General features: G+C 68.3%; 10 protein-coding genes. 8 read left to right on the top strand and 2 right to left on the bottom strand.

Translation table 11 applies throughout. The annotated features are described in order from the left end of the window. Nucleotides 1-56 precede the first annotated feature (56 nt). From ACF09J_RS34845 to ACF09J_RS34825, 5 genes are all read left to right on the top strand, one after another. Nucleotides 57-1,541 carry an NUDIX domain-containing protein gene (locus ACF09J_RS34845; protein ID WP_392309467.1) on the top strand — a complete coding sequence of 495 codons (1,485 nt, stop codon included), beginning with the start codon at nt 57-59 and terminating at the stop codon, nt 1,539-1,541. Further along, nucleotides 1,538-2,806 carry a M15 family metallopeptidase gene (locus ACF09J_RS34840; protein ID WP_392309466.1) on the top strand — a complete coding sequence of 423 codons (1,269 nt, stop codon included), beginning with the start codon at nt 1,538-1,540 and terminating at the stop codon, nt 2,804-2,806. The genes ACF09J_RS34845 and ACF09J_RS34840 overlap by 4 nt, the downstream gene beginning before the upstream one ends. 130 nt (nt 2,807-2,936) lie before the next feature. Continuing rightward, complete coding sequence (locus ACF09J_RS34835) at nt 2,937-3,839, top strand: NUDIX domain-containing protein (protein WP_392309465.1); 903 nt, start codon at nt 2,937-2,939, stop codon at nt 3,837-3,839. Nucleotides 3,840-3,866: 27 nt separating this feature from the next. Next, the gene (locus ACF09J_RS34830; protein WP_392309464.1) at nt 3,867-5,081 is read left to right on the top strand and encodes an NUDIX domain-containing protein; all 1,215 of its coding nucleotides are present in this window, start codon (nt 3,867-3,869) and stop codon (nt 5,079-5,081) included. A 60-nt stretch (nt 5,082-5,141) separates the two neighbouring features. After that, a complete protein-coding gene (locus ACF09J_RS34825) occupies nt 5,142-5,486 on the top strand; it encodes a hypothetical protein (protein ID WP_392309463.1) in 345 nt (114 codons plus the stop codon). On the opposite strand, the gene ACF09J_RS34820 is transcribed toward ACF09J_RS34825, so the two are convergent. Next, nucleotides 5,455-6,465 carry an IS110 family transposase gene (locus ACF09J_RS34820; protein WP_392309462.1) on the bottom strand — a complete coding sequence of 337 codons (1,011 nt, stop codon included), beginning with the start codon at nt 6,463-6,465 and terminating at the stop codon, nt 5,455-5,457. The genes ACF09J_RS34825 and ACF09J_RS34820 overlap by 32 nt on opposite strands. 774 nt (nt 6,466-7,239) lie before the next feature. Here ACF09J_RS34820 and ACF09J_RS34815 point away from each other — a divergent pair. Continuing rightward, a complete protein-coding gene (locus ACF09J_RS34815; RefSeq protein WP_392309461.1) occupies nt 7,240-8,328 on the top strand; it encodes a hypothetical protein in 1,089 nt (362 codons plus the stop codon). A gap of 495 nt (nt 8,329-8,823) precedes the next feature. Here the strand turns inward: ACF09J_RS34815 and ACF09J_RS34810 are convergent, their stop codons facing one another. Continuing rightward, the gene (locus ACF09J_RS34810) at nt 8,824-9,963 is read right to left on the bottom strand and encodes a helix-turn-helix domain-containing protein (RefSeq protein ID WP_392309460.1); all 1,140 of its coding nucleotides are present in this window, start codon (nt 9,961-9,963) and stop codon (nt 8,824-8,826) included. Nucleotides 9,964-10,049: 86 nt separating this feature from the next. On the opposite strand from ACF09J_RS34810, the gene ACF09J_RS34805 reads away from it, so the two are divergent. Next, nucleotides 10,050-11,105 carry a ferredoxin reductase gene (locus ACF09J_RS34805; protein WP_392309459.1) on the top strand — a complete coding sequence of 352 codons (1,056 nt, stop codon included), beginning with the start codon at nt 10,050-10,052 and terminating at the stop codon, nt 11,103-11,105. 7 nt (nt 11,106-11,112) lie between these two features. Beyond that, complete coding sequence (locus ACF09J_RS34800) at nt 11,113-12,231, top strand: fatty acid desaturase family protein (protein WP_392309458.1); 1,119 nt, start codon at nt 11,113-11,115, stop codon at nt 12,229-12,231. Nucleotides 12,232-12,782: the final 551 nt, after the last annotated feature.

Genomic DNA, 12,782 nt, shown 5'->3' with positions numbered 1-12,782 from the left:
ACGAACGACCACCCCGCCTCAACTCGTTCCGTTCTGCGCCCCTCTGAGGTAGACCCATGCCGCTGTCGCACGACCACATCCGCACCACCGTTGACACCTACCTCGCTCGCCACCCGCACGAGCGACCGCAACTCGGCGGCCTCCTGGATGCCCTCGACCGGCCCACCGACATCGCCTGTCGCTCCACCTTCTCCGGACACGTCACCTGCGGCGCCATCGTCGTCGACCCGCTCGGCCGCGTCCTGCACGTGCTGCACCGGGCGAGCGGGAAGGTCCTCGCTCCCGGCGGACACACCGAGCCCGAGGACGAGTCCCTGGCCGTGGCGGCCCTGCGGGAGCTGCACGAGGAGACCGGGATCCCACCCCAGGCCGTGGCACCGTGGCCCGGCTACGAGACCGTGCCGTTCGACATCGACATCCACGACATCGACGCCCACCCGGGCAAAGGCGAACCCGGCCACCAGCACTTCGACCTCCGCTTCCTCTTCCGCCTGCACACAGCGACAGAGGTGCCGGTGGTGCTCCAGAAAGAAGAAGTCGCCGGCATCGAGTGGCGCCCCGTGGACAGAGTGACCTCCCCCTCCCTGCGCGAGAAGCTGCTCAAGCTCACGCCCACCGTCGAACCGGAGACCGCCAACGCCTCCGCCCTGATCTACAACGACTGCGGCGAGTACCTGCTCCACCTGCGCGACTACTTCCCCGGCCAGATCTGGGAACCGGGCATGTGGTCCCTGCTGGGCGGCGGCCGAGAGCCCCAGGACGCCACCCTGGAACACACCGTGCGGCGCGAACTGGCCGAGGAAGCCGGCCTCCACATCGCCGACCTGACCCCGTTCGGCATCGAGGAAGCAACCAACGACGCCGGCGCGACCGTGCCCATCGCCATCTACGCCGGCCGCTGGAACGGCGACCCCCGCGACCTTCACCTGACGGAAGGAGTGATGCTGGCCTGGTTCGCCCCCACCGACCTCCACCGCCTGCGCATCGCGCCCACCACCAACGACCTCGTACGGCGCCACGCTGCCAGCCGTCCCGCTAGCACCGCGCCGCGGAGCGGGCTCGCATCGCACGAGGAGCGCCGTCCAGCTTCGCCGCACGGCACGGTCCTCAACGTCATCGGTGTCCACCTCTACCTGGAGCGCCCCGACGGGACGGTGTTGCTCGGGCTGCGCCACCCCAACTCCAAGTTCGCGCCGTCCACCTGGCACGTCCTGGCCGGCCACTGCGAGCAGGAGAACGCCATCGCCTGCCTGATTCGGGAGGCTCGGGAGGAAGCCGGCCTCCGCATCGAGCGCCAGGACGTCGAACTCGTCCACGTCGTCCACCACATCGACAAGGCCGGGGACCGGCCCCGCATGGGCCTGTTCTTCCGCGCACGGACCTGGAGCGGCGAACCAGAACTGCGCGAACCGGACAAGTGCACCCAGTGGAAGTTCTGGGACCCTGCCGCACTGCCCGACAACCTCGTGTCCTACACCCGGGTGGCCATCGGGAAGATCCAGAACGGGGAGCTGTACAGCGAGACAGGCTGGCCCGCATGACCAGCACACCGAACAGCGCAGCCTGTCACGCATCCACTGCAACTGCAGCCGGACGTTCGGACACCCGCCTGGTGGTGATCCGCGGCAACTCGGCGTCGGGCAAGTCGAGCGTGGCCCAGGGCCTTAGAGATCGCTACGGCCGCGGCGTCGCGATCGTGGGGCAGGACGTGATCCGCCGGAACGTGCTCAGGGAACACGACACCGCGCGCGGCGCCAACATCGCCCTGCTGGGCAGGATCGCACGCGCAGCCCTCGACGCCGGCTTCCACGTCGTGCTCGAAGGGATCCTGTACGCCGACCGCTACGGCCACATGATCACGTCTCTGGTACGGGACCACCGCGGTGTCTCCAGCTGCTACTACCTGGACGTTCCGCTGGGGGCGACATTGGTCCGGCATGCCTCGAAGGCGGATGCCGCGTACCTGGCGCAGGTCACCGACGACCACCTCGCCTCCTGGTACCGCGAGCTGGATCTGCTGCCCGGCGGTCTGGAGAGCGTGATCCCGGCCGAAAGCACGCTGCAGGACACTATCGCGCGGATCGCGCGCGAAACCGATCTGGCCTCTGCCTCCACCGTCCCGCCACAGCAGTGCAAGCCGTCCCAGGGAGATTCCATGAGCCCTCTGGTGTTGATGTCCGATCCGCGGGTCGCCGCGATCCCGGTACGCGAGTGCGGAGAGCCGCTCGTCGACGTGCGTGACCACGACTTCCGTGTCGATCCCCGCAAGCAAGATCCACTGGGCGCGTTCGCCCACGTCCGCGAGGGCGTCCTGGCCCAGCTGCAGCTCGCCCGCTCGCTCCTGCCCGCCGGCACCGACCTGCTGTTCATCGAGGGCTACCGGCCTCTCTCCCTCCAGCAGCGCTACTTCACCGAGTATCGGGACGAACTGGCCGCCGCCCACCCCGACTGGACAGCTGAGCAGCTGCACCAGGCCGCCAGCCGGTATGTATCGCCACCGCAAATCGCTCCCCACTCCGCAGGCGCGGCCGTGGACGTGACCCTCGTCGACCAGGACGGCCACGAACTCGACCTCGGCACCCGTGTCAACGCCTCCCCAGAGGAGAGCGACGGCGCCTGCTTCACGCACGCTCCGAACCTCAGCGATCACGCGCGTCACCATCGCACGCTGCTGCTCAACGCCATGGACGAAGCGGGTTTTACGAACTATGGGACCGAGTTCTGGCACTTCTCGATAGCGGACCGGTACGACGCGCTGATGCGGCAGGAGCCGCACGCGCGCTACGGACCGATCGAACTGCCGTAGCGCGCCGACGGACTCGTCCGCTTCCTCGCCACCCGCTCCGATCCGGAGACGCAGGAGCGCGGCCACCGCTCCGTGGACGGTCGCGACCCCACGACCGTCCACGGACGGAAAGCATCGAACGGAGGCACGTATGTCTGACGACACCCAGCAGGCGATCCCAGCCGTCCCGAGCCCGGCGGCCAGAGATGTAGCGACCGAGCACCACATGCACCTGTTCGGGCGGTACTACCGCCAAGTGGAAGCAGGGCGCAAGACCATCGAAGTGAGGGTGGCCACCCCTACCAAGCGCGACATCGGCGTCGGCGACATGGTCGTCTTCCACGACCGGGACACCGGGCGGGAACTCGACGTCATCGTGCAGCGGATCACCCCGTACCCCTCCTTCGAGGACCTGCTCAGCTCTGAGGACACCGCACGCATCGACCCGGACGGGCCGCCCGGCGAACTGCTCGCCAACCTCCGCGGCATCTACCCGCCGGCCAAGGGAGCCCTCGGGGTTCTCGCCCTCGCTTTCGACCACCGTCCTGCCCGGCCCGGCCGCCCCCTGCCGATGACGCCCACGCAGTACGCGCAGACCGTCCCCCACCACACGGTGTACGGCTGCCTGTACATCCGCGGCGAGCACGACCGGCCCATCCAGCTCCGCTCGGTCTACGGCTCGAGACTCTGGCAGTTCCCAGGCGGCAACTTGGACGCCCCGGGCGAGGACCCGCTGCAGACCGCCCGACGGGAGGCGGTCGAGGAGACCGGACTCGACCTCGCCCTCAACACGCCGACCCTGCTCCTGACGCACTTCCTCCACGCCGGGCCGCGCATGCCGCTGAACAAGGTGGGGCTCATCTTCGACGGAGGCCAGCTGACCGCCGACCAGCTCAGCCGGATCCGCCTCGACCCCGCGGAACACGACATGTGGGCCGTGCACGACATGGCTGGCTGGCAGGAGTTGATGGCGCCTCGTGACTTCTCCCGTCTCAACGCCGTCGAACGTGCCCGAACCGGCGAAGGCCCCGCCTACCTCATCACGCACACCTGACCGCGTACCGCCCACCGAGGAGGCACCGTGCCCGTGGAGGACATCAACACTCGAGCCTGGAAGATCTACGGCCAGCGCCAACTCGCGCGTTCCTACACGCCGCCCATTCCCGACCGAATGTCCTGGACGCCATGGGAGGGGATCGGGCCAGGTGCTGAAATCCTTGGCGACATCACCGGCCGCCGCGTCCTGGACATCGGGTCCGGGGCAGGCCATCACGCCGTCCACCTCGCGCGCACCCACGGCGCTCGCGTCACCGGAATTGAACTATCCCCGACCCAGCACGAACGCGCCACCTCCACCCACGCCGGTACCCCGGGCGTGGAGTTCACACAAGGAGATGTAGCCGAATACCTCGCCGAAGTCGAGCCGTTCGACGCCGCGTACGCCATCGGCACACTGGCCTTCATCGACCCACACCGGGCGCTGCCAGCCCTGCGCGACGGACTGCGTCCCGGCGCACCGCTGATCCTCTCGCTCCTGCACACCGACCTAAACGGTCTCGGTCCGTCCACGCAGGTGACACCGCGCGAGCAGATGATCCTGCTGCGCGACGATCCACCGCTGGCCACCCAGATGTGGGTCCTGGCACCGCAACTGTGGGAGGACCTACTCACCGAGTACGGCTTCCGTGTCGAGACCATTGACCTGCTGCACCACCCGGACGAAAGCGCCGCGGTCATCCAGCAGCTCATCCGTGCCCGCCGCCTGCCCGACCGGCCGGCAATGGTCTCCAGCCGCCCCCGCAGCAGCAGGCCGCCAGTGCCGCACGCGGCTGTCGGCGTCGGAGCCATCCTCGTCAGCAAGCAGGGCCTCCTGCTGGGCCGCCATAAAGGTGGCACCCTCGAACTGCCCGGTGGAACCGTCGAGGCCGGTGAGTCCTTCGATGCCGCAGTGGTGCGCGAACTCGGCGAGGAGACCGGTCTCACCACTCACACCAGCGCCGTCACACTCCTGGGCACGCTCGTCGACCATGTCGAAGGCGTCCTGCGGGTCACCGTCGGTGCCCTCGTGCATGCCTGGCACGGACAGCCGACCACGCAGCCGAACGAGAGCGTCGGCGACTGGGACTGGTACCCACTCGATCATCTTCCCGACGGTTTGTTCGTGTGCAGTGCTCAGATCCTCACCGCCTGGCAGCCCGACCTGCCCATCGACCACACCCCCGCTCAGTTCACCCCTTACGCAGTCGGCGACGGAGCCCCCCACGGCTTTCGGAAGCGAACCCGACCGCCCGCCTAACCCCCTTCACGGCTCTCCATTAGGGCATCCCCAACCGTCCACCGAGACCAGGAGATCAAAGTGCTCAAGTCCATACGCCACTTGCAGGACGTGGCCCGCGAGTGGGAGATCAACGCCGAAGACGTGCTGCTCATCGCGCTGAACAGCTGCGGAGCGCGCTCGCCGCTGGACAAGCCGCGCATGCGGTTCCAGCTGGAGCTGGACTCACGGCCGACCGACCCGTCGTATCTGATCCTCTCTCTGGGCCGCCAGGACTCGCCGTTCGAAATCGACGATCGCGAGCTGCGGCTGCATGGTGAGCGGGTCGGCACGGTCACCGGCATCGAGGATGACGACGCCGTGCTGGGCTACTGGCGCAACGGCACGACAGCCCCTATAACGGAGGTTGCGACTGCACAGGTCTGACCAGGTGGAAGACCTCCCTGGCCACGTAGCGCTTGAGGGTTCGGACTATCTCGCGCCGGGTCTTGCCCTCCTTGCTGCGGCGTTCGTAGTACTCCTGGGTGCGCGGGTCGACGCGCAGGCGGGTCTGCACGATCCGGTGCAGGGCAGCATTCGCTTGCCGGTCGCCGCCCCGGTTGAGGCGGCGGTACTGCCGACTGCCCGAGGAGCGCTCGACGGGGCTGACCCCGCACAGCGCCGCGAAGGACGCCTCACTGCCCAGGCGTTCCGGGTTGTCCCCGATCGTGATCAGCAGAGTGACGGCTGTGTCCGGGCCGATGCCCACTAGCTCAAGCAACTGGGGAGCGTGGCGTTCCACCAGCCGGGTCAGGCGGCCTTCCAGGTCCTGGACCTCTTCGCTGAGCTGCCTGATGCGCCGGGCCAGGAGACCCAGGGTCACGTGGGTGGCGTGGAGCACTGCCCCCTCGCCGGTCTCATGGTTCAGGCTGTCGTCGACGAGCCCTGCGCAGGTGCGGAAGAGCTCTGCGTTGCCCAGCCCGGCCAGTTCCTCCCTCAGCTGCGGATCGGCACGGATGAGGACGGCCTTGAGCTGGTTGATCGCCTGGGTGCGGGCCTTGACCGCCGAGTCCTTGGCCAGCTTGTACATCCGGGCGATCTCCACCGGCCCGTCGCCCGTCTTGGCCTGGGCGCGCGCCCGCCCGCTCAGCACTGCCCGAGCCGCGTTCTCGGCATCGAGCGGGTCCGACTTGCCGCGCCGACGGCGGTCGGCCCGGTCGAACCGGTTCACATCGAAGACGTCCACGCCCTGGGCCAGCAGGTAGCGGGACAGGGCAGCTCCGAAGGAACCGGTCCCTTCCACTCCGGCCCGCCGGACCATACCCGACGCCTTGGCCCACCGCAGCAGGTTGCGGTAGCCGGCCGCGCTGGCCGGGAACTCCTTGGTGCCGATCACCTCCCCCACCAGGGAGAGCACAGCGGCCACATGGGCATCCCGGTGCGTGTCCACTCCCAGGACGACCTCCCCCGCCGGCCGACGCCGACGAGGACGCGAAGCGGAGGACGTGCCGGTCATGCTCGTTCCCTTTCAGGCCCGACGGCTTGTCCCGTAGCCGGCAGCGGGCCGTGCGGACGGTCAGAATCGTGATGACGCCTTTCCGGCAAGCCCCTATCGAGACACGTCCATCAGCCCGAGACCAACAGTGCGCTGTCCCCTGGCCGGCGGTCGACACAGTGTGATCAGGACACCTCGGTCAGAGATCTCAGGAGTCAGACCCCGCCGTAGGACAGGCACCCACCTACGGTTCTCGGCCCAACCGGCTTCCAGCCACGTCAGCCCGCTCGTTCGAGCGAATTGACTCGAAGCACCGGTCGCCTACCACCGGAACTGGCACCATGCCGCCGTCGTGCGTCACTTCGAGTCGAAGGCGGACCATTGGGACGGCGGGTCAATGAGCGGCAGCTATCGGTGTTGCAGTGGGTGGGAGCCGGGTGCCCTGCAGGCGTATGGAACACCAGCTCCTACAAGACCACCTGCCAGGCACTCCACAACCGTGGTCTGGTGACGGTCTCCCGGAAGAGCGGGCAGTGGAGCGTCGCCCTGACAAGCGCCGGTCGGCACTACCTGGCACACGGCACGTACCCTCCCCGCGGATCACGCCCGCGGAAGACCCAGGCCGCCGGTCCACGACGTAAGTCCACCCGAGCGCAGGAAAATCCGGCCACCGAGCGGAAGCCAAGCCCTCCCTCACAGCCTCGTGTGACGCTCACGGAGCAGCTGTTACAGGAGCTCGCGGAGGCCGGCGGCAGGATCGTCAAGAGCGGCAGGGGTCCCGACTTGGAGAAGTGGCCGTCCCGCGTCGCCGCGGCACGCAGATCCGGAAGGATTCCGGAAACGAAGGAGCTGTACGGAAACCGGTGCCGTGACGGGTACGAGATCAAGCTCGTCGACATCCCCGCCTGGCGCCTTGCCGTCCTCGACCCCGTCCCCGTGCCCTCGCGGCTCACTCGGCCGCACACCGTTATCCGGGCCATGCAGAAAGAACGCCAGCCGCTCGGCCTGACCAAGCCCGTCCAAGGACGCGCTCTCCGACTCATCCAGGCACTGATCACCGACGCCGAGGCCGAAGGACACACCTGCTCGGCGGGGCACACCGGCTTCGCACCCCCGTCTCATCGCCGCCGCAGGGCAAACCCCCACTTCACCATCACCGCACAGGGCCAGCCAGTGGGGTTTCTCGTCCTCCAGGAACAGGACCGGGCCGAGCACGTCGCCACCGAGAAGGAACTCGCCGAGGCCGAGAAGCACTCCTGGGTCAGAATTCCCCGCTTCGACTACACCCCGTCCGAACGCCTCCGTATCATCCTCAGCGGCGGCCAGCCACACCGGGCGAGCGAATGGGCCGACGCTCCCGGCCGCACCCTCGAAGAGCAGCTTGCCGAGATCGCACAGGAGGTCACACTTCGCGGCGACGCCGCCGAACGCAGACGCCAGGACGAGGCCGAAGCGGCACGCCAGAAGCGCATCCGCTGGGAAGCCGCCATGGAACAAGCCCGCATCCGGTACGCGGAGGCGTACCGCGTCAGGCACCTCGAAGCTCAGGAAGCGGCATGGCGCCACGCCACCCGACTGACCCAATACGTGAGCACCGTACGCACGCGAGTCGAGGCCACGCCTCCGGGCCAGGCCAGAACCGAAGCCGAGGAATGGATCAGCTGGGCAGCGGCCACCGTTGAGCGCCTCGACCCATTGAACACACCGCCCCGGCTGCCCGACATTCCCAAGCCACAAGCCGACGACCTGAAACCCTTCCTCGGGCACTGGAGCCCTTACGGTCCCACCTACTGAACGCCCGCACCGCACATTGTGCGCCCACAACCGCAGTTCAGGAGCTCTTCGCGACCGGTTCAATCGCGGCACACCGACCTGGTGGGTCATCGGAAAGATGTCGACCTGAGCGATCTTCGGAAAACCCGAGGTCAGATCCCATTTCCTGGCCCATCGCCATGCATGTGGGTGCCCAGGGAGTCAAACGGGCGTCACGGCCGACAGTCCGCCCTTTCAACCCGGTCGCTCCAGCCTTCGCCAACACCCTGCTCGACGCGACCGGCGTCCTCCTCGGCCAACTCCCGCTCAGTCGCGACCGGGTGTGGCTGGTCGTGCGAGACGCGGGCCTGACGGATCGGCAGGTGGGCGACTCGTGGTGGAACGCTCCCTGTCAGCCGACCTGCTGCACCTTGATCGCGTCGCTCACCCGAACCGTCCCGGCTGCAAGGACGTCCAGGTAGACACCGAGCACGATGCCGGGATCCGCCGGGAGTTCGTGGACGGTCGAAGTACGCGTCAGCTGACCCGAAGACCGACCGCCAGCGTCAGTTCAAGGACCCGGTGTGGCGATGTGAGATCCGGAAACAGCTCCCGCAGCTGTGACATCCGGTACCGGACGGTCTGGGGATGGACGAACAACGCCGCCGCCACCTCGTCCCGCCTGCCCTGGTGCAGCAGCCACGCCCGCAACGTGTCCTCCAGCCGCCGTGCGGTCGCGACAGGCAAGGTCCGCAACGGTGCGAGGGCTCGGGCACGCAGGTCTGCGAACGCGTCCACGTCGGCGCTCAGCACCAGCTCGGGCAGGTGGTCCTCGGTGTCGCGGATATCGGAGGAGAGGGAGCGCGCGCGTGCGGCTCGTGCGTACGAGGCGGACGCACGAGTCCATGGCCGGGCCGGGCCGACCACGGCGGTGCGGTTGGTCAGCTGCCGCAAGAGATGTGATCGGTCGGCATCGGGGACGAGCAGCACACCGGTGGCGTCCGGCTGATCGTCGAGGACGAGGGTGCTCGGGTCGAGCGTGCGGTAGGCAGGCCGGGCCTGGGCGGCGGGCAGCAGGACCGCGGTCAGCGAAGCCGGAGGCTGCCACCCGGCCCGTTGAGCAGAGGCCAGCAGCACGTCCGGGCTCGCGCCGGCGAGGAGGTCGCGGGCCAGGTGTTCCAGGTGGCGCTCGTGGGCCCGGCCCCGGGCGGCCAGTTCGTCGGCGTGGCCCGCGGCGCTCGCGGCGGAGAGCTCGTCGATGTAGGCGAAGGTCAGCTCGGCGAACTTGGCGACCTCGGCGGCGGGCAGACCTGCGTGTACGGCGCCCGCTGCCAGGCATCGCCAGGCCACGCGGGCGCCGACGCGGTAGGCGCTGAGCAGGGCGTCCATCGAACGGCCGTCGCGGACCTCGCCGCGGCCCAGCTCGTAGGCTGCATCGCCGGCGTCGCCGCCTGTGGCGTTCCCGCTCGCGAGGTCCAGGTAGTGCCCCAGGGCGGTGCGGACGGCTCGGCGGATGGTGGCGCCCATGTGGCCCGAAAGGGCGTTGGCGTAGGGAGGGACCTCGTCGATGATCGCCTGGACGACCTCGTCGGCGGTGGTCTTCAGCGCGGCCCTCAGTGCGGTGACCGTCGTCTCGTCCAGGGCCAGTTCGCTGGCCCTCTGGATTGCATGGCTCACGTTTTGTTCCCTGCGAACAATTCAGCCGACGAAATTCACATCCTGCGGTCAGGACTTTACGCCTTGAGGCGCAGCAAGCTGGAGGCATGACGAGTGCAGCCCTCCGCAGCAGGGCGTGGAAACTGCTGGAGATGGTCACGACGCCGCTGCTGCCGTCGGACTACCTCGACCTGGTCAGCCCGCTGCGTGCGGGCGCTGACCTGCGGGGGCGCATCGAGGCCGTGCACCCGGAGACGGGTGACGCCGCGACTATCGTGATCAGGCCGGGACGGGGCTGGCGCGGCCACACGGCCGGTCAGTACGTGCGGATCGGGGTCGACGTCGACGGGGTGCGCCTGTGGCGTGCCTACTCCATCACCTCGCCGACAAACCGTCAGGACGGCCGCGTCACGATCACTGTGGAGGCGATCCCGGACGGCAAGGTCAGCAACCACCTGGTCCGCAGGGCGAAACCGGGCACGCTGATCCAGCTCGACCAGGCGACCGGTGACTTCGTGCTGCCGCAGGCCAAGCCCGCCAAGGTGCTCTATCTGACGGCCGGCAGCGGCATCACGCCCGTGATGGGCATGCTGCGCGACATCGAGTTCGACGACGTCGTCATGGTCCACTGCGCGCCACAGCCGCAAGACGTGATCTTCCGAAACGAACTGCACGACCTGGTCGCGGGCAGGAAGCTGCGGCTCACCGAGGTGCACACCGACACAGACGGCATGCTCGACATCGCCCGTCTCGACGAACTCGTGCCCGACTGGGCCGAGCGCGAGACCTGGGTTTGCGGGCCCGCGGGCCTGCTCGACGCCGCCGAGGAGCACTGGAGCGAGCACGGCGTACAAGAGCGCCTGCACACCGAACGCTTCCGCCCCAGCATCGTCGTCGCCGGCGACGGCGGCGAGGTCACGTTCAGCGCCACCGGCAAGACCGTCGACGCGGACGGCGCCACGCCGTTGCTGGACATCGGCGAGGAGGCCGGCGTGCTCATGCCCTCCGGGTGCCGCATGGGCATCTGCTTCGGCTGCATCACGCCGCTCAAGGCGGGCGCCGTCCGCGACCTGCGCACCGGCGAGATCACCGAGGCCGAGCCGGGCGTCCTCATCCAGACCTGTGTGTCCGCCGCGGCGGGCCCTTGCGACATCGAACGGTAGGAGCACCTTGACCGCCATCGACCCCACCGCCCACCTGACGGCGGAGCAGATCGAGGAGCTGGGCCGCGAGCTGGACGCGATCCGCGACGAAGTGATCGCCGGACGCGGCGAGAAAGACGCCGCCTACATCCGTAGGGTCATCTCGGCGCAGCGCAAGCTCGAGCTGGTCAGCAGGGGCGTGCTGCTGTTCTCGATCTTCCCGCCCGCGTGGCTGCTCGGCACCGCCGGTCTGTCCGTGGCGAAGATCATGGACAACATGGAGATCGGCCACAACATCCTGCACGGCCAGTGGGACTGGATGCGGGACCCGAAGATCCACTCCACCACCTGGGAATGGGATCACGTCTCGCCGGCCGACCAGTGGAAGCACTCGCACAACGAGCTGCACCACACGTACACCAACGTGATTGGCAAGGACAACGACCTCGGCTACGGCATCATGCGCGTCGACGAGGACCAGGAGTGGCACCCGTTCCACCTCGGCCAGCCGCTGTGGAACTTCATCAACGCCTGCTTCTTCGAGTACGGCATCGCGGCGTACGACCTGGAGCTCGGCGAGAACCTGCACAAGCGGCGCCGCAAGAACCCGGAGTTCCGCGCGCGGGCCAAGGCCGTGGGCCGCAAGATCCGCAAGCAGGTGCTGAAGGACTACGTGATCCACCCGCTGCTGTCGGGCCCGTCGTTCCTCCCCACGCTCGCCGCCACGTTCACCGCGAACCTGGTCCGCAACATCTGGTCCCACTCGGTGATCATGTGCGGGCACTTCCCCGAGGGCGTACAGGTCTTCGAGCGCCGGTCGATCAAGGACGAGACGCGCGGCCAGTGGTACCTGCGCCAGATGATGGGCTCGGCGAACATCAGCGGCAGCAGGGCCATGCACTTCATGACCGGCAACCTGTCGCACCAGATCGAGCACCACCTGTTCCCGGACCTGCCGAGCAACCGGTACGCCGAGGTCGCGGTGAAGGTGCGCGCGCTGTTCGAGAAGTACGAGCTGGAGTACGTCACCGGACCGCTGCCCAAACAGGTGTTCTCCGCGTGGCGCAAGGTCTTCCGGCTCTCGCTGCCGAACAAGAAGCCCAAGGTCAAGACGCCGGACCGTGAGCAGGAGCTCGTCGCCGCCTGATTGTTACAAGCGCCTGGCTCACGAACCCGAAGTCAGGCGCCCTTGTCCGCAGGCTCCAGAATCGCCACGCACTCCACGTGATGCGTCATTGGAAACAAGTCACAAGGTGTGTGGACGGGAGGAGAACCTGCAGGTCACATGGGGTTTTCCTGCCTTGGGTGCGGGCTGTGAGGCGGCCGGAGCGTCAAATGAGCGTCATGTCTGACGGACTTTCTCTCCTCCTTTGGCCGGTACACCGGGCTGTCCGCGTTTCTGATGCCCGTGGCCGTCATGTTGCTGCTCGGGCGGCAGGTCAGCTGCTGGAGGTGCTGCGGGATGCCCGGCGCAGCGCTCGCCGCCGGGCCGCCCGGGCCGACCCGGTGGGCCGGTGATGAGGCTGGACATCAGGACCGACTCGTCGCCGGGTTTCCCTCGTGCACATCGGCGTCCGCCCCCGGACGCCTGCCCGGGTGTGGTTCAGGCGTCGATGATGACGGGGATGATGAGGGGCTGGCGGCGGTGGGTGCGGAACGCCCAGTTCGCCACGGCACGGGCGACGAGTTGTTCGAGTT

This window comes from Streptomyces sp. NPDC014889, from assembly GCF_043081205.1.
In the GTDB taxonomy this organism is placed as follows: Bacteria; Actinomycetota; Actinomycetes; order Streptomycetales; family Streptomycetaceae; genus Streptomyces.
This window is presented reverse-complemented; position numbering and strand designations above follow the sequence as displayed.

Coding starts and splice junctions, on each gene's coding strand:
- ACF09J_RS34835 (WP_392309465.1), top strand. CDS start 2,937: ATGTCTGACGACACCCAGCAGGCGATCCCAGCCGTCCCGAGCCCGGCG.
- ACF09J_RS34845 (WP_392309467.1), top strand. CDS start 57: ATGCCGCTGTCGCACGACCACATCCGCACCACCGTTGACACCTACCTC.
- ACF09J_RS34805 (WP_392309459.1), top strand. CDS start 10,050: ATGACGAGTGCAGCCCTCCGCAGCAGGGCGTGGAAACTGCTGGAGATG.
- ACF09J_RS34840 (WP_392309466.1), top strand. CDS start 1,538: ATGACCAGCACACCGAACAGCGCAGCCTGTCACGCATCCACTGCAACT.